The sequence below is a fragment of the Flavobacterium sp. PLA-DH12 genome (assembly GCF_059511845.1).
Window position 1 is genome coordinate 240,307 of sequence record NZ_JCAMPD010000005.1, and the last position, 17,878, is coordinate 258,184.

Annotated in this window: 18 protein-coding genes; 11 read left to right on the forward strand and 7 right to left on the reverse strand. The window is 32.9% G+C overall.

What is annotated here, in order from left to right; all coding sequences use genetic code 11:
- Positions 1–96: 96 nt before the first annotated feature.
- The gene (locus tag AC5ZCW_RS11960; protein ID WP_496120025.1) at positions 97–534 is read right to left on the reverse strand and encodes an META domain-containing protein; all 438 of its coding nucleotides are present in this window, start codon (positions 532–534) and stop codon (positions 97–99) included.
- A gap of 259 nt (positions 535–793) precedes the next feature.
- Between AC5ZCW_RS11960 and AC5ZCW_RS11965 the strand changes: the two genes are divergently transcribed.
- The 3 genes from AC5ZCW_RS11965 to AC5ZCW_RS11975 all read left to right on the forward strand — a co-directional run bounded on the left by AC5ZCW_RS11965 (position 794) and on the right by AC5ZCW_RS11975 (position 3,810).
- A complete protein-coding gene (locus tag AC5ZCW_RS11965) occupies positions 794–2,206 on the forward strand; it encodes an aminopeptidase P N-terminal domain-containing protein (protein ID WP_496120027.1) in 1,413 nt (470 codons plus the stop codon).
- 10 nt (positions 2,207–2,216) lie between these two features.
- Positions 2,217–2,744, forward strand: a complete 528-nt coding sequence (locus AC5ZCW_RS11970; RefSeq protein WP_496120029.1) for a hypothetical protein — start codon at positions 2,217–2,219, stop codon at positions 2,742–2,744.
- 106 nt (positions 2,745–2,850) lie between these two features.
- The gene (locus AC5ZCW_RS11975; RefSeq protein ID WP_496120031.1) at positions 2,851–3,810 is read left to right on the forward strand and encodes a quinone oxidoreductase family protein; all 960 of its coding nucleotides are present in this window, start codon (positions 2,851–2,853) and stop codon (positions 3,808–3,810) included.
- A 92-nt stretch (positions 3,811–3,902) separates the two neighbouring features.
- Here AC5ZCW_RS11975 and AC5ZCW_RS11980 read toward each other — a convergent pair whose 3' ends face one another.
- The 3 genes from AC5ZCW_RS11980 to AC5ZCW_RS11990 form a co-directional block, all read right to left on the reverse strand.
- Positions 3,903–4,988, reverse strand: a complete 1,086-nt coding sequence (locus AC5ZCW_RS11980; protein WP_496120033.1) for a DUF6630 family protein — start codon at positions 4,986–4,988, stop codon at positions 3,903–3,905.
- Positions 4,989–5,011: 23 nt separating this feature from the next.
- Entirely contained in the window at positions 5,012–5,713 is a 702-nt protein-coding gene (locus AC5ZCW_RS11985) for an SMI1/KNR4 family protein (protein WP_496120035.1), read from the reverse strand.
- 76 nt (positions 5,714–5,789) lie between these two features.
- Entirely contained in the window at positions 5,790–7,349 is a 1,560-nt protein-coding gene (locus tag AC5ZCW_RS11990; RefSeq protein ID WP_496120037.1) for an NAD(P)/FAD-dependent oxidoreductase, read from the reverse strand.
- A gap of 428 nt (positions 7,350–7,777) precedes the next feature.
- Between AC5ZCW_RS11990 and AC5ZCW_RS11995 the strand changes: the two genes are divergently transcribed.
- The gene (locus tag AC5ZCW_RS11995) at positions 7,778–8,017 is read left to right on the forward strand and encodes a hypothetical protein (RefSeq protein WP_354591603.1); all 240 of its coding nucleotides are present in this window, start codon (positions 7,778–7,780) and stop codon (positions 8,015–8,017) included.
- 71 nt (positions 8,018–8,088) lie between these two features.
- Here the strand turns inward: AC5ZCW_RS11995 and recQ are convergent, their stop codons facing one another.
- Entirely contained in the window at positions 8,089–10,284 is a 2,196-nt protein-coding gene (gene recQ / locus AC5ZCW_RS12000; protein WP_177212110.1) for a DNA helicase RecQ, read from the reverse strand.
- An 86-nt stretch (positions 10,285–10,370) separates the two neighbouring features.
- Between recQ and AC5ZCW_RS12005 the strand changes: the two genes are divergently transcribed.
- From AC5ZCW_RS12005 to AC5ZCW_RS12025, 5 genes are all read left to right on the forward strand, one after another.
- Positions 10,371–11,336, forward strand: coding sequence for a KpsF/GutQ family sugar-phosphate isomerase (locus AC5ZCW_RS12005; protein ID WP_496120039.1), 966 nt, complete (start codon positions 10,371–10,373; stop codon positions 11,334–11,336).
- Entirely contained in the window at positions 11,336–12,154 is an 819-nt protein-coding gene (gene tatC / locus AC5ZCW_RS12010) for a twin-arginine translocase subunit TatC (protein ID WP_202005759.1), read from the forward strand. The genes AC5ZCW_RS12005 and tatC overlap by 1 nt, the downstream gene beginning before the upstream one ends.
- A complete protein-coding gene (locus AC5ZCW_RS12015; RefSeq protein ID WP_111379891.1) occupies positions 12,147–12,497 on the forward strand; it encodes a carboxymuconolactone decarboxylase family protein in 351 nt (116 codons plus the stop codon). Before tatC ends, AC5ZCW_RS12015 begins: the two co-directional genes overlap by 8 nt.
- A 235-nt stretch (positions 12,498–12,732) precedes the next feature.
- Positions 12,733–13,473, forward strand: a complete 741-nt coding sequence (gene lptB / locus AC5ZCW_RS12020; RefSeq protein ID WP_132036427.1) for an LPS export ABC transporter ATP-binding protein — start codon at positions 12,733–12,735, stop codon at positions 13,471–13,473.
- 155 nt (positions 13,474–13,628) lie between these two features.
- Positions 13,629–13,856, forward strand: coding sequence for a DUF5808 domain-containing protein (locus tag AC5ZCW_RS12025; RefSeq protein ID WP_343544874.1), 228 nt, complete (start codon positions 13,629–13,631; stop codon positions 13,854–13,856).
- A gap of 13 nt (positions 13,857–13,869) precedes the next feature.
- On the opposite strand, the gene AC5ZCW_RS12030 is transcribed toward AC5ZCW_RS12025, so the two are convergent.
- Positions 13,870–14,724 (reverse strand): glycoside hydrolase family 25 protein, encoded by an 855-nt coding sequence (locus AC5ZCW_RS12030; protein ID WP_343544873.1) that lies wholly within the window; start codon positions 14,722–14,724, stop codon positions 13,870–13,872.
- Between the two features lie 9 nt (positions 14,725–14,733).
- Positions 14,734–15,444, reverse strand: a complete 711-nt coding sequence (locus AC5ZCW_RS12035) for a CDP-alcohol phosphatidyltransferase family protein (RefSeq protein WP_496120042.1) — start codon at positions 15,442–15,444, stop codon at positions 14,734–14,736.
- Between the two features lie 192 nt (positions 15,445–15,636).
- On the opposite strand from AC5ZCW_RS12035, the gene AC5ZCW_RS12040 reads away from it, so the two are divergent.
- On the forward strand, positions 15,637–16,704 hold the full coding sequence (locus AC5ZCW_RS12040; protein WP_496120044.1) for a putative type IX sorting system protein PorV2: 1,068 nt from the start codon (positions 15,637–15,639) through the stop codon (positions 16,702–16,704).
- Positions 16,705–16,739: 35 nt separating this feature from the next.
- On the forward strand, positions 16,740–17,876 hold the full coding sequence (locus tag AC5ZCW_RS12045) for a lipoprotein N-acyltransferase Lnb domain-containing protein (RefSeq protein WP_496120046.1): 1,137 nt from the start codon (positions 16,740–16,742) through the stop codon (positions 17,874–17,876).
- Positions 17,877–17,878: the final 2 nt, after the last annotated feature.

Below are 17,878 nucleotides of genomic sequence, written 5' to 3' on the forward strand. Positions count from 1 at the left end.
GGGCTTTAACAGATAAAATAAATTTCCCAAATATTTCGTCCAATAAAAAAGCTGTCCTTTTGAGACAGCCTATTTTCCTTATTTTGATTCTGAGTACTATTGTTTAGCTACTTTTTTAAATCGCATTACTGGTACATTATCATGAATTAAATTTAGTTTTCCGTCTTTATCTACAGAATAACTTGTCACTAATTTAATTTGTTTTAAGAATTCCTGCTCTCCACCACCTTCACAAAACATCATTGTAGTTGGTCCTGCTTCTCCAAAAGTCAAAGACTTTCCTTTTAAAGTATAAGGCGCACTGTAACCATTACATCCATTATTTCCATATACTTTTGTTTCTTTTTGATCGAAAGTAAGTTGTGGTTTTTTATGCGGATATAATCCTTGAAAAGCAATTCTTGGTCCAGAGATATATTCTAATTCCCAGGTTGTACCAAATAAATCATCGGCACTTTTATCTGTTTTTGATGTCTTGCATGAAGCAAATAATAACGTTAAAACTGAAAGGACTGCAAATGCGTATTTTTTCATAAAAATGTTTTTTAAAGATTTATAATTTGTTTTGTTTTTTGAACTAAAATAATTCTATAAAATCCTATTCTCAATATTCATGCCCAGTTACAGCATTTCTTAAGTTTAAATCTAACCCGAAGCTGTTATTTTCTATCTCTAAGTTACTACAAATTATTTAAAAATTTATCAATCAGATGTTTAAAATAAAACAAGCGAGGATCTTTTTTTGTACTTTGCATCGATCAAAAAACCAAAATCATCAATAAAAAACCAAAAAATGAAACAATTTCTATTTTTGTTTGTGTTTGCATTGACAACTCCGTTTGTTCAATCGCAAGAAAACCTTCCAACAGATTACCTAACAAAAGAATTTCATCAAGGACGTCGCGAAGCTTTTAGAGCTTTAATGCCTGCTAATTCTGTTGCCGTTGTTTTTTCTTATCCCGAAAGAGTTTTTTCTAGAGATATAGATTACAATTACCACGCAAATCCTGACATGTATTATTTATCTGGATATAAAGAACCAGATGCTGTGTTGTTAATTTTTAAAGAAGCGCAAGGAACCGAAAAGTATAATGAAGTTCTTTTTGTTAGAGAAAGAAATGCAACTCGTGAAATGTGGACAGGCAGACGCTTAGGAGTTGAAGGCGCAAAATCGAAACTAGGTTTTACAACTGTTTATAATGGAAAAGATTTTAATGCGTTTGCCATTGATTTCTCAAAATTCGATAAAATAATTTATGACAAAATTCCAACAGATGTAGCAGAGAACAATAATCCTGATAATTTATATGCATTATTCAAATCATTTAAATCTAAAGCTGGAATTACACAAGCAAATGAAACTTCAACAGAATTATTCAATAAAATTACCAGTTCACTTCGCGAGATAAAAACTCCTGAAGAGCTTGTCTTGATGCGTAAAACAGTAAAACTTTCTTGTGTTGCACACAACGAAGTGATGAAAGCTGTAGGTCCAGATATGAGCGAAAACGAAGCTGACGGGATTCACGCTTATATTCACAAGCATTACGGCGCAGAAGGCGAAGGTTATGGCCCTATTGTGGGAGCTGGAGCAAATGGATGCATCTTGCATTATTGGGAAAACAACGCTACAAAAATTGACAATCAATTATTACTAATGGATGTGGGTTCTGAATATCATGGTTATTCTGCAGACGTTACAAGAACAATTCCTGCAAACGGAAAATTTACTGAAGAACAAAAAGCAATTTATCAAATCGTTTATGATGCCCAAGAAGCGGTTTTTAAAATATGCAAAGCAGGAACTCCTCTTGTTGCCCTAAATGAAACGGCAAAAGATGTAATAGCAAAAGGCTTAATTAAATTAGGAATTATTACAGATCCAAAAGATGTAAAATTATACTATCCTCACTCATGTTCACACTTTCTTGGCTTAGATGTTCACGACAAAGGAACTTACAACGGACCGCAAACTCTTATAAAAGAAAACATGATTCTTACTGTAGAACCTGGAATCTACATTCCAGCAAACAGTAAATGCGATAAAAAATGGTGGAATATTGGTGTTCGTATTGAAGACGATATCTTGATGTTAAAAGATTCTTATGAAAATCTTTCTGCAGATTCTCCAAGAAAATGGCAGGATATCGAAGCTTTGGCCAAACAAAAAAGCACTTTTAATGACATGAAATTCCCTAAAATATAATTTATACTTAATGGAAAACATTACACAATTAAGAAAAGAAATTGAAAACTATGTAAATATTGGATATACCCAATCTGAAACCATTGAACAATTATTAAGTAAAGGATTTTATTTAAATGAAATTAAAAATGAGATCTTTAATTATTATCCGAAAATTGAGAAAAGCGATATTTTAAAATCTTTACCATTTATATTCTCCTTTTCGATAATATTAATTCTTTCCTTATCACCATTAATGGGATATTTTTATACTATTAAACATGGTTTCGCAATTGGCTCAATATTACTTATTATAACCGCAGTTGGATATTACAAATTGTTTAGAGTGAGTTTCTTTTTATGGATGATTTTCTTTAGTATTCTTATTTTATATATGCTAGTAGCGCTTTACGTAAAAATTTCTGGAGCCTATGTAAATATGACTTTTTCGTATAAAAATATGATTGCCATTTTACTAGCATCAAGTGTCAGCTTGACAAGTATCTTCAAAACATACATAAGTTACCTTCAATACAAAAAACAATACAAATTTGAATAATCTAAAACCTCGTTTATTTAAAACGAGGTTTTTTTTGAAGTATAAAAAAAGCTTTCAAAACTGAATACGATTTTTCCCGAACTTTACATTCTTAAATCAATTAAAAATGAAAGCACTTACCTTTTCTTCTTTTGGAGAATCAGATGTTTTAGAATATATAGAAATCCCTAATCCGCAATTAAAAAAAGACGAAATTTTAGTCGAAATGAAAGCCATCGGGTTAAATTTTGCAGATGTGTACCGCCGAAAAGGTAATTATCATTTAAAAGGAAATCCGCCATTTATTGCTGGTTATGAAGGCGCAGGAATTGTGGTTGATACCAATAATCATTCGGAATACAAAGTTGGTGATCGCGTGGCTTTTGCCGATGCTCCTTTTGCCAATGCAGAATTGGTTGCCGTAAATGTGAACCACATTATTCCGTTATCTGAAAACATTTCTTTTGAAACTGCAGCCTCTGTTTTACTTCAAGGTTTAACAGCTCATTATCTTGCAACAGACAGTCACAAAACTATCAAAGGAGAAACCGTTTTAACACATGCGGTTGCAGGCGGAGTTGGACAGATTCTAACCCAAATCAGTAAGCTTCTTGGAGCAACCGTGATTGGATTAACCTCATCGGCTGAAAAAGCAAAAATTGGTTTTGAACAAGGTGCAGATCATGTTTTTCTTTATACCGACGATTGGAAATCGCAAGTTTTTAAAGTTGTTTCAAACGGCGTCGACGTTGTTTACGATAGTATAGGAAGTACTTTAATGGAAAGTTTTGAAGTTACCAAAGAATGCGGACAAGTAGTTTTCTTTGGGATGGCAGGCGGAGATCCAGCACCTGTAGATCCAAGAATGCTTATGGACGGTTCTAAAACTTTAACAGGAGGCGATTTATGGAGTTATTTAAATTCTAAAGAAGAACGAATCAAAAGAGCTACTCAATTATTCGATTGGATTATCGAAGGAAAAATCAAACTTTCAGATCCAACATCTTTTAAATTATCTGAAGGAAAACTGGCGCATGATTTCTTAGAAAGCAGAAAAAGCACGGGAAAAATTATTCTGATTCCGTAAAATGTTTTCGCCACGAATTCACAAGTTTTATTTAAAATCTATGCATAAAATTTTTAAATAAAATTCGTGAATTCGTGGCGATTAACCACACTTTACAACTGCGTAACCTCGATTTTGGTCAGTTCAGAGAATTCTAAAATTTTTTCTACTTCATTTTTGTTTGCAACAAAAAACAAATAGCTGTCTCCATAAGTTTCATAAGTCATCAGCTCCAGATTTGATTTTTCTAATTCTGACTGAATGTACGGGAACAAATCATGGCTATAGGTTTCTTCCGGATAATCGAATTTGAAATCTTCGCCAAGCATCTCAGAAATAAAATATTCTGCATCTTCTGGATCAAATTTCCAATCGCTATGCCAAGTATTTATTTCTTCAAAAAAACTAAAATGATCTTCTGTCGTTTCGTAATATTCTTTGGTTTCATCATTGAAGTTTTCAAAAAGTTTCTCTGCATATTTTTTTAGATCACTTTCTCCAATACTATTTCTTGAAATCAACTTTATAAATTCTTCAAAATCCTCTACAGTTATTTTTTCATCCAACAGTAAATTTTCTGAAGATTGAAGCTCTATATCAGCAGGGATTTCAATATTTAAATACTGACAGATTCCCTGTAAAACTTTTTTAAAGTCTTTAATTCCTATTTCTTCGGTTTCATTTCTAGGATTATTAAAATCTAGGTATTCTGAGTCTAGTAAACCTTTCGTGTAATCTGAAAAATGATTGCTAGAATATAATATTCTGAAATCGTTCACTTCTAAACTATTGGTACAGCAAAAGAAAATCATGAAATTATTAATAACGCTTTTAAAGTGTTTTTTCAACTCTTGACTTGGCTGTGAGTAAAACTGAACATGAATGAAATCAAATTCTAATTCTTCTTGAATTGTTTCTTCTGATAAGCCTCCAATATTGAGTTTCTTATATAATTCATTTAAAACTTCATAAGCATTATTGAATCCTGCTTTTTTAATTTCGGCTTTTCCTTCATCATGACCTAATGAAGAAGGAATAGAGTATACATTTACAGTAACCGTATCATGAATACCTTTAATTCTGAACTCTATACTTTTAGATTCATGATATAAACCGCTATAAATTGAATCAATAACATCAAAAGAAATGATTGATTTTGGATTATTGTTACGACCGAATAAATTGGAGAAAAAGCCCATGAGAAATATTTTATACTAAAGAATTAATCGTTTGAGTATTTAAAACTCTGATTCATTTTATCAAAAGGAATTACTTCATTGACAATAGATTCCAATTCGAAATCAGTTAATAATCCTCTTGCAGATTCTACTATTTTTGGAGAAACATGTATTTCGTAATCAATAATATTTCGCTTTAAAATTTCTGATAGAATAGTATTCTGACGATCGGTTAGGTATTTTTTGTGCGATTTAAAAACCGATTCGATATCATCTCTAAATTCTTCATCGGTCAGTTCATTGTATACATCTTGTTTCGACATATCAATCAATAAAACTTTGAAAATAAAATCCTGAAGGTTTTTTGCCAGATAATTCACTTCATTCATGTCGTGCCAAACAAAAACAATCGGAACATCACCATTATTTTCTTCGTTTAAAAAGAAACAATAATGATCACCTCCACCACTTTTGGCAAACGGAATAAATTTAAATTCTGGATTTATATTTCGATAATCCTCAGGATCTCTGAGCTCTTCTATTTCTTCTGCAACCGATTTCAAATTCAACGATTCAAAATCGTAGGAATGCAAAAGCAAAGGCGGATTATCTTTTAAGGTTGGATAAACTTCTGTATACCAATTCGGGCCATATTCTCCGACATCCAACATACCGTCGGCGTCTAATTGTTTGTATAAAAGAGGGAAATGGAATCCGTATTTTTTTTCTATTTCTTGTATTGTCATCTTTTGGGGCAAATTCTATTACAATCAAACCACTAAGATAGCAATCTTTTTACTACAGCAAAAAACCTGAGGCCAATTATTTCAAGGACTCCGCAATCATTAAAGCACATTTTTCACCATCAATTGCTGCTGAAATAATTCCGCCTGCATAACCAGCACCTTCTCCACAAGGATATAAACCTTTGATTTGCAAATGCTCCAAAGTCATAGGATCTCTCGGAATTCGAACTGGTGATGAAGTTCTGCTTTCTGGCGCATGCAAGATTGCCTCGTTAGTTAAATAACCTCGCATTGATTTTCCAAAATCCTGAAACCCCTGACGCATAATCTGAGTTAGAAATCCTGGAAAAACTTGTCCCAATTCTACCGACGTGGTTCCTGGAACATAAGAAGTTTTCGGGATATCTGCTGAAACTTTACTTTTGGTAAAATCAATCATTCGCTGTGCAGGAACTTTTTGGGTTTCTCCAGCCAAATGCCAAGCTTTTTGTTCGATGCTTTTTTGAAATTCCATTCCGGCCAAAGCTCCGAATTTTGCAAAAGGCTTAAAATCTTCCAATTTTAATTCGACTACAATTCCAGAATTTGCTGTTGACTGATCTCGCTTAGAAGGTGACCACCCATTAGTAACCACTTCTCTTGGACTTGTCGCACATGGCGCAATTACTCCGCCTGGACACATACAGAACGAATACATTCCGCGACCGTTAACTTGTTTTACAATAGAATATGGTGCTGGAGGCAAATGTTCTCCTCTAAAATCACAGCTGTACTGAATACTATCAATTAGTTCTTGCGAATGCTCTGCACGAACTCCCAAAGCAAAAGGTTTTGCTTCTATAAAAATTTTCTTTTTATCTAATAATTCAAAAATATCACGAGCCGAATGTCCTGTTGCTAAGATTAATTTATTGGCGTGAATTTTATCTCCGTTTTGCGTTACGATTCCTTCAACTTCATTATTCTTTACCAAAATATCGCTTACACGGGTTTCAAACAATACCTGACCTCCAAACTCCCTAATTTTATTTCGAATATCTTCAATAATTTTTGGAAGTTTATTGGTTCCGATATGCGGATGCGCTTCTACCAAAATATCTTCAGAAGCTCCAAAAGCAACTAAAAGTTCTAAAATTCGAGTTACATCGCCACGTTTTTTAGAACGAGTATATAATTTTCCATCAGAATACGTTCCTGCTCCTCCTTCACCAAAACAATAATTTGAATCTTCGTTTACAATATGTTCACGATTTATCGCTTTTAAGTCACGACGACGGCCACGAACGTCTTTTCCTCTTTCGAGTACAATTGGTTTTAAACCTAGTTCAATTAATTGCAATGCCGCAAAAAGTCCAGCTGGACCAGCGCCAACAACAATAACTTCCTGTGCATTGGAAACGTCCTTATATATAGGAAGCTCAATTTTGGTTTCCTGAAAAGGTTCGCCTTTTAAATAAATAAGAACTTTCAAATTAATTTTAATCGCTTTCTGACGTGCATCAATAGAGCGTTTTAAAATTGAAACATGCTGAATTTCTTGGGCAGAAACTTTAATCTGCTTAGACAAATAGTCTTTTAGCAATGATTCGTTTGCCGCAATTTCTGGTGTAACTTGAAGTAAAAGTTCTTTAGGCATTTTATCTTTTTTATTCTATTAGCTTTTCTTTCTATGAAAAGAACATGCAAAAGTACTATTTTGAACTGACTTTATATAATTAACCGCAAAGGTCGCTAAGTTTTTTTACAGGTATGGTTGTAGAAAAACACAAAGTTCGCAAAGCTTTGTATTGATAAAGCTTTGCGAACTTTGCACTTTTCATAAATAAAATTAAATCTTAGCGCCCTTTGCGGTTAATTACGCAGCAAATTTCTTCTTCCTAAAATCTTTACTATTTATTTTTAGCCACAGATTAATTGGATTGAAAAGATTTCTTCAAAAAAATTTAGACGCACTGCAGTGCGTCTCTACAGAAAAAAACTCAGAACCTTAGTATCTCAGAACCTTAGATCCTTTAAAAAAGACTTTGTACCTTTGCTACTCAGAACCTTTGCGCCTTTAAAAAAATGTCACGAAAAATAAAACTAATCTGGGATTTCCGTGGGCCAGCTTCTGCAAAAACAGCAGAACATCACGAAATTCATTTGAAAGAATATATTGCAATAGAAAAGCTACCTTTAAATATTACAGGATTTAAAATCATAGACGAAATGTACGCCATAGCTTTTATGGTAGTAACAGATGAAAATATGATTCAGGTAAGAGATGCTTTGAAACCGCACCGAGGAGAAATTTATTCTGAGTAAGATGTAAAATGAAAAAAGTGAGATGTTTGTGTATCAAAGAACACATTTCACATCTCACTTTTAACTTATATCTAATTAGCTACTTCACTTATAAATTTAATACGCATTAAACGCAATTCATCAATATCGTAGTCGCCATCAAATTCTTTAAGAGCATCTTCGATTTTATCAGATTCAGATTCCATGAAGTAATCGTGGATTTCTTCCTGCTGGTCATCATCTAAAATATCATCTAACCAATATTTGATATTTAATTTTGTTCCAGAATAAACAATTTGTTCCATTTCTTTGATCAAGGCATCCATCGTAAGTCCTTTCGCGGAAGCGATATCATTTAATGAAAGCTTTCTATCAATATTTTGGATAATATATAATTTGTTGGCAGAATTTACTCCTGTAGATTTAACCACTAAATCGTCTGGACGAATAATATCGTTGTCTTCTACATAACGGCTGATTAAAGCAACGAATTCGCTTCCGTATTTTTTAGCTTTTCCTTCACCAACACCATGAATATTATATAATTCCTGTATTGTTATCGGATATTTTAAAGCCATATCTTCGATTGAAGGATCTTGGAAAACCACAAACGGAGGAACTCCAAGTTTTTTTGCTACTTTTTTACGAAGTTCACGAAGCATTCCCGTTAGAACTTCATCTGCAGTTCCAGAAGATTTACCTCCTGTTACAATAGTTTCATCATCAGCTTCAGTGTATTCATGATCTTCAGACATCATAAACGAAACTGGCTTTTTAATAAAATCTAAACCAGCTTTTGTGATTTTGATTACTCCATACGTTTCAATGTCTTTAGACAAATAACCAGAAACCAAAACTTGTCTTAGCAATGCCATCCAGTATTTTTCGTCGTGGTCTGAACCCGAACCAAAATAAGGTTGTGTATCTGTTTTATGCGCTTTAATAACCGCATTAATACGCCCAATTAAAGTAAAGACAATTTCTTTTGACTTATAAATATGCTTGGTATCGCGAACAATTTCCAGCAATTTAACCACTTGTTCTTTGGCTTCAACTTTGTGTTTTGGATTACGAACGTTATCATCCATATCGGCTCCTTCACCAGTTTCGCTGTCAAATTCTTCCCCGAAATAATGAAGAAGAAACTTTCTACGCGACATTGAGGTTTCGGCGTAAGCCACAACTTCCTGCAAAAGTGCAAAACCAATTTCCTGTTCAGCAACCGGTTTTCCAGACATGAATTTTTCCAGCTTTTCTACATCTTTATAAGAGTAGTACGCGAGACAATGTCCTTCTCCACCGTCACGACCTGCACGACCCGTTTCTTGATAGTAGCTTTCTAATGATTTTGGAATATCATGGTGAATTACAAAACGAACGTCTGGTTTATCAATTCCCATTCCAAATGCGATTGTTGCTACAACGACATCGACATCTTCCATCAAGAACATATCCTGATGTTTGGCCCGCGTTTTGGCATCTAAACCTGCATGATAAGGAACAGCACTAATTCCGTTTACTTGTAAAACTTCGGCAATCGACTCTACTTTTTTACGGCTTAAGCAGTAAATAATTCCAGATTTGCCTTTATGCTGTTTGATAAATCGAATAATATCCGACTCGATGTTTTTTGTTTTTGTACGAACTTCATAATACAAGTTCGGTCTGTTAAATGATGCTTTAAAAGTATTAGCATCAGCCATATCAAGATTTTTCAGAATATCTTCCTGAACCTTTGGCGTTGCAGTTGCGGTAAGTCCAATAATTGGAACTTTACCCAGCTGCTTTATTATATTTCTCAGATTTCTATACTCTGGTCTAAAGTCATGTCCCCATTCTGAGATACAGTGCGCTTCATCGATAGCAACAAAAGAAATAGGAACACTTTGTAAAAAGGCTACGTATTCTTCTTTTGTTAATGATTCGGGGGCGACATACAAAAGTTTGGTCAATCCAGACGTAATATCTTTTTTAACCTGAGCAATTTCTGTTTTGGTTAGAGAGGAGTTTAATACATGTGCAATTCCATTTTCAGACGAAAGGCTTCGAATTGCATCAACCTGATTTTTCATCAAAGCAATTAAAGGAGAAACAACAATTGCTGTTCCTTCTTGAATTAAAGCTGGCAGTTGATAACAAAGAGACTTTCCTCCGCCAGTCGGCATTATTACGAACGTATTCTTCTCGTCTAAAATACTCGTAATGACTTGCTCCTGCAAGCCTTTAAATTGGCTAAAGCCGAAATACTTCTTTAATTCTTTATGTATTTCAATTTCATTTGAATTCATTCTCTATATTAACTGTATTTTGTATAAATTTGCAACACATAAAGATACAACTTTCTTTTATACATACAAATTTTAAATATTCTGTTTTGATCACAAAAGAAAATATATTGGCGATTGCCAAGAAAACAATACTCTCTGAAAGTGAAGCAATTACAAAACTAATTGATTTTTTGGACGAAAATTTTTACGAAGCTGTCCAACGTATATACGAATCTAAAGGTCGTCTGATCGTTACAGGAATTGGAAAAAGCGCGATCATTGCACAAAAAATGGTGGCTACTTTTAACTCAACTGGAACTCCTTCCATGTTTTTGCATGCAGCAGAAGCTATTCACGGTGATTTAGGAATGATCCAAAATGATGACGTCATTATCTGCATTTCTAAAAGTGGGAATAGTCCAGAAATTAAAGTCCTTGTTCCTTTATTAAAAAGATTCGGAAACACTTTGATTGCCATTACAGGAAATACAACTTCATTTTTGGCAAAAGGCTCTGATATAGTTTTAAATACAACTGTTGACACAGAAGCCTGCCCTATCAATTTAGCTCCTACAAATAGCACAACAGCACAGCTTGTAATGGGTGATGCTTTAGCAGTTTGCTTAATGGAAATGCGTGATTTTAAACCAGAAGATTTTGCGGTTTATCATCCAGGAGGCGCTTTAGGAAAAAAATTACTGCTTCGTGTAAAAGATATGATCGAGCATTCATTAAAACCAGCTGTCACTCCAGAAACTTCTATCAAAAAAGCAATTTTTGAAATCTCTGAAAAAAGATTAGGAGTTACTGCAGTAATTGAAGACAATAAAATTGTTGGAATTATTACTGATGGAGACATCCGAAGAATGCTAAATGACGTAGATAGTATTGCCAACTTAACCGCAAGGGATATTATGTCTAAAAATCCAAAAGTAGTTTCGTCTGAAACTATGGCTATCGATGCATTAAACATCTTAGAAGACTTTTCGATTACACAATTGATCGTTGCGGATAAAGGAGAATATAAAGGAGTTTTACATTTACATGACATTTTAAAAGAAGGAATCGTATAATGGCAAAGAAAAATCTTGGCGAAATGTCATTTTTGGATCATCTTGAAGAACTAAGATGGTTATTGGTTAGAAGTACACTTGCAACAATTATCATGGCAATTGTTACTTATTTTATTAGTGATTATTTATTTGATCAAATTATTTTAGGTCCAATTAGACCAACATTCTTTACGTATGTTTGGTTTTGCGACTTATCTCATTCATTAGGATTTGCAGACAGCATCTGTATTACAGAACTGAACTTCATTATTCAAAATACTGAAATGGAAGGTCAGGTAAATATTTTTGTCTGGATGTGTCTTTTGGCAGGTTTCATCTTAAGTTTCCCTTATATTTTATGGGAAATTTGGAAGTTTATCAGCCCTGCACTTTATGAGAAAGAAAGAAAAAATGCGAAACTATTCATCTTCGTATCTTCCTTACTTTTCTTCTTAGGAGTATTATTTGGATACTTTGTTGTAATTCCTATGTCGGTAAACTTCGTTGCTACTTTCTCTATCAGTGATGTGGTAAAAAACCAGTTTACATTAGAATCTTATATGGGAATGGTTAAAACAAGTATTCTTGGAAGTGCCATCTTTTTTGAACTTCCAATTGCTATTTATTTCTTAACAAAATTAGGATTAGTAACTCCTGAATTCTTAAGAAAGTACTGGAAATATGCTGTTGTAATTATTTTAATTATTGCTGCAATTGTAACGCCACCAGATGTTGTGAGCCAGACTATTGTTGCAATTCCGATGTTACTTATTTACGAGGTTAGTATTCTAATTTCGAAGATTGTTTATAAAAATAAATTAAAAGAAGAAAATGTCTGATATAGTTCAAGAATTTAACGACTATCGTTCTAAAATGAACGAAAAACTGCTTGCCGACAACAACAAAATTGTAAAGCGAATTTTTAATCTTGACACCAATGCGTATGCAGAAGGTGCTCTTGATGTAAAAACAAAAGAGCTTTTAGGTTTGGTAGCATCAGCCGTTTTAAGATGTGACGACTGTGTAAAATACCATTTAGAAACTAGCTATAAAGAAGGTGTTTCTAAAGAAGAAATGATGGAAGCAATGGGAATTGCTACTCTTGTTGGAGGAACAATTGTCGTTCCTCACTTAAGAAGAGCTTACGAATTCTGGGAAGCGCTTGAAGAGCAAGGCAAATAATTAGAAAATGTGTCAATTTGATAATTAGATAATTTCTCTTGAAATACGCTAATTATTTAATTTTGAAATACAAGTTCTAAATTTTGAAAACGCAATAATTTGTTAATTGATTCATTCTATTGAATATTTTACACTTATTTTGCCTTTCAAATCAAATTATAAAATTAATCATGATTTAGTTTTTTTTTTAAAAAATTATCTCATTTTCAAATTATCTAATTTTCACATTAAACAAATGAAGCTAAGAGCCGATAATTTAATCAAAACCTATAAAGGACGAAGCGTTGTAAAAGGAATTTCTGTTGAAGTAAATCAAGGAGAAATCGTAGGGCTTTTGGGGCCAAATGGAGCTGGAAAAACAACGTCTTTCTATATGATTGTAGGATTGGTAAAACCAAATCAAGGAAATATTTTTCTTGATGATTTAAATATCACCGATTATCCAATGTACAAACGTGCTCAGCAAGGAATTGGTTATTTGGCACAAGAAGCTTCTGTTTTTAGAAAATTAAGCATTGAAGACAATATCTTGAGCGTTTTACAATTAACTAAACTTTCTAAAGAAGAGCAAATTGCCAAAATGGAAAGTTTAATTGAAGAATTCAGTTTAGAACATATTCGCACCAACCGAGGCGATTTGCTTTCTGGAGGTGAACGTCGTCGTACAGAGATTGCACGCGCATTGGCAACCGATCCAAAATTCATTTTATTGGATGAACCTTTTGCAGGAGTTGACCCTGTTGCAGTTGAAGATATTCAAAGAATTGTAGCGCAGTTAAAAAATAAAAACATCGGAATCTTAATTACCGATCACAACGTTCAGGAAACATTAGCAATTACAGACAAAACATACTTAATGTTTGAAGGAGGAATTCTTAAAGCTGGAATTCCAGAAGAACTAGTAGAAGACGAAATGGTTCGTCGTGTTTATCTTGGACAAAACTTCGAGCTTCGTAAAAAGAAATTGGAATTTTAAAAAAAGTATTCAGTGTTCAGTTTTTTAATGATCAATTCATTAAAATAATTATGAATCAGTTTTTTAGTATTCAGTTTTGAACTGAAATTAAGAAACTGATTTTTTTGGCAAAAAACTGAACACTAAATAACTGAACACTAAATACTATCCTAAGAATGAAATCGGAAAAACCAACTCAGGAAGATTACGATAATTGGCATAAAGACCCAAAGAATTGGTATTTCTTCAATAGCTTTTACTATAATCCGAAAGACAAAAGATTACTTCCTCCCAAAAAAATTCAATGGATGGGCTATACAGTAAATTTTGCCAATCCATATTCTGTAATGCTTTTATTGCCTTTTATAATAATTGTCATTTTGGTTTTATCAAATACCCTCTAAAAACTGAAGACTTTTATTCCACTGTAATAAAATGCAATTGTTCTAAATCACCATTATAGATATTAACATCAACACGATGCTTGATTCCTGGCAAAGAAGCTTTTTCTGTAAACTGCCAAAACAGCCAGTCATCTTCAATTTTTTCTCTGTAGAAATTGTAATTGGCAATCCAGAACAAATAATCTCCGAATTCTTCTTTTAAAAAATCAGAATAATATCTTTCTCCAGAATAAATTATTGGGCGAACTTGATAGTGTTTTTCTACTTTAACAAGCCAACGCTTTAGTCCTTTTTTCAAACTGTCTAAAGATTGATTTTTAGGCAATTTCTCGATATCTAAAACAGGCGGAAGATCTCCCTTCTGCAATTTTACTGTTTTGATAAAAAGATCAGCTTGCTCTATTGAATTTTCGTTAGGACGATAATAGTGGTAAGCACCGCGCATTATTTTATTCTCTTTTGCGCCTTCCCAGTTTTTTTTGAATTGCCTGTCTACACGATCATTTCCTGCAGTTGCTCGAATAAAAACAAATTGAACGGGATATTTTTCGTCCAAAATTTCGACCTCTTCCCAATCTACTTTTCCTTGAAATTCAGATACGTCTATTCCAATTACTTTTCCTTTATGATTTTCTAGAACTCGAATATTTCGCACATCAGAAAGATGTTTGTCTACTTCATCTTCATCTAAAACTTTTTCTGTTTTAAAACCTAAGTAATAAGCAAGTCCTTTGCGATAATGATAAATTATCCCAATGAATAAAAGTCCGAAAAAAATCAATAAAAGTCCTCTAAAAAGTCTGCTCAGAAAAGATCTTCCTGCTGGTTTTCTTGAATATGTTTTACGATAAGTCGTTTTTCTTGCCATTAAACAGAATTACTTTTTCAAAAAAAGATTATTAATGATCGACAGCAATACATAAAAAGCAATAATTAATGGAATTGCCATATACTGAAGCAAAACAATCATCAATACAGAAATAATCAAAAACACAATTTGAAGTGCATTTTCTTTCAAACTGAATTTTTTAATTTTTAAAGCAAACAATGGAATTTCAGCATTCAAAATATAAGTACTGCATAATGTTATTACTAATAAAACCCATTGATTAGTTAAGATTTCTAAAACCATCAAAGAATCTGAAAATGAAATAACTAAAGGAAGACTTAAAATAAACAAAGCGTTCGCAGGTGTTGGCAGCCCGATGAAAGAATCGGTCTGACGCGTATCGATATTAAAATTAGCCAAACGGTAGCAAGATCCTAAAGTGATAATAAATCCTAAAAACGGAATTGCTGGATGTGTTCCAAATTCGTTAGCGCTATTAGTAAACATACTATACATCACGTATCCTGGCGTTACACCGCTAGTAACCATATCTGCAAGAGAATCCAACTGTAAGCCAAGCGGACTTGACACTTTAAATAATCTGGCAAAAAAGCCATCAAAGAAATCAAAAAAGATTCCCAAACAAACCATATAAAAAGCCATTAAATAATTGTTCTGAGAAACATAAACTATTGCGACACAGCCGCAGAAAAGATTTATTAATGTAATTAGATTTGGAATATGCTTTTTAATGTTCATAGCTTTAATTTTTGATAATCGCAGAGAACAAATTTAGCATAATAACTCGATGAAAAACGAGTTTTTTTGAGAGTTTTTTATTTCTAAGTAGGACTTTGGGAATATTTAAGTAAAGGAACTTATTAGATGAGTAAAATATTATATTTTTGATGAAAATTTTAAAACAGGCCTCGATCTGCAAAAACATATACGTTGAAGAAATATTTAGTGTTTTTATTACTTTGGAGTTGTACTTTTCAATATGCACAAACCGTTCGAAAATACTCGAATGAATTTATGAATATTGGGGTTGATGCCGCCGCTCTTGGAATGGCAAGTGCTGTAACTGCTTCTTCAAATGATGTAAATGCAGTTTACTGGAATCCGGCAGGCTTGACACATTTAGAAGATCATCAGATTGCTTTAATGCATGCCAGTTACTTTGCCAATATCGCACAATACGATTACATTGGCTACGCAAGCCCGATTGATGATAGAAGTGCTTGGGGAATTTCGATGATTCGTTTTGGAGTAGACGATATCATGGACACGACGCAATTAATCGATAACCAAGGGAATATTGATTACAATAGAATCAGTCTTTTCTCTACTGCAGATTATGGTTTTACTTTTTCTTATGCGCGTAAACTGCCTGTTGACGGATTTCAATATGGAGTAAATGCCAAAGTAATTCGAAGAGTAATTGGAAAATTTGCCAATTCGTGGGGTTTTGGTTTTGACATCGGACTTCAGTTTGAAAGAAATGACTGGAAGTTTGGTTTAATGCTTCGCGACATCACTACAACTTACAACGTCTGGAATATTGATGAAGAAGAATATCAAAAAATTGCCAACGCTATTCCAGGAGAAAACAATACTTTGCCAGAAAGCACCGAAATTACATTGCCAAAAGCGCAATTAGGAGTTTCAAAACGATTTGATTTTCATAATGAATGCAGCCTTGTAACTTCTGCAAATTTAAATATGCGATTTGAACAAACAAACGATATTATCTCATCAAAAGCTATAAGTATAGACCCAGCTCTAGGGTTTGAGTTTGGTTATACCGATTTGGTTTTCGTAAGAGCAGGTGCAGGGAATTTTCAGAATGTAATGCAGTTGGATAATACCGAAAAAGTAAATTTTCAGCCTAATATTGGTTTAGGCTTTAGATATAAAGGCATACAAATTGATTATGCACTGACTGATTTAGGAAATCAAAGCACTGCATTGTATTCTAATATTTTTTCGCTGAAAGTAGATTTAGGTATCTTTAGATAATTTAGAAACCATAAAACAATTAAAATTTTAAAATCATGAAAACTGTCATTTTCAAAAAAGCACTTTTTATTTTATTCTTTTTATCAAGCTTCATTGGCTTCAGCCAAAGTTTAGCTTTATCAAAAGAAGCAAAAATAAGTATTTTGACTTGTGGTCTTGGAAATGAAACTTATTCTTATTTTGGACATACCGGAATTAGAGTTTTAGATCCTATAAACAATTTTGACGTTGTTTACAATTACGGAACTTTTGATTTTAGAACTCCGAATTTTGTTTTGAAGTTTGCTAAAGGAGATTTGCAATATTTTGCAACTGTGCATTCGTTTGCCGATTTTTTTAATGAATACACTTACGAGAAAAGAAGCATTTATGAACAGGAATTACTGATTTCTCAAGATTTAAAACAAAAACTTTTCAATCAGCTAAATGCTGTTTTAGATTCTGAAGAGCGTTATTATACTTATAAATTCATCGATAAAAACTGTACCTCAATGGTTGTTGATGTAGTGAATAAAACTCTAGGTGGAAATGTAATTGTAAAAAAAGAAGACACAGACAAAACATATCGTTCTATCTTATTTCCATACTTTGATGGTCATTTTTACGATCAGTTAGGCACCAGCATTATTTTTGGAACTAAAGTGGACCAAATGGGAACTAGAATTTTTCTTCCATTTGAATTAAAAAACAGTTTAGACAAAACTACTTTTCAAAACAGACCTTTAGCCACCAAAAGCAAAACACTATTAGAGTTTACAAAGGAAACACCTAAATCTTGGTGGAATAATATTTACACGTATCTTTTTATTTTGCTTTTTGTAATCTTCGCTAAAAACAAAACAGTCGATAAAATCTATTTTCTGATTCTATCTTTAATTGGAATATTCTTCGTTATTATGGGATTTTATTCGTTTCATCAAGAATTGGCAATGAATTATAACGCATTACTTTTTAGTCCGCTTTTATTGCTTTTAATTTTGTTTTCAATTTTCAAAAACAAACTGTGGACTTATAGATTTTCGTTGATCAACTTTGTAATGCTTGTAATTTACTTTCTATTTTTAATCAACAAAGCACATTTCTTTATTACTTTACCATTAATCATTACAAGCGGAGTGGTTTTAGTACGAACAGCAATTCGCAACAAAAAACCTATTCCTATTATAATCTAAGT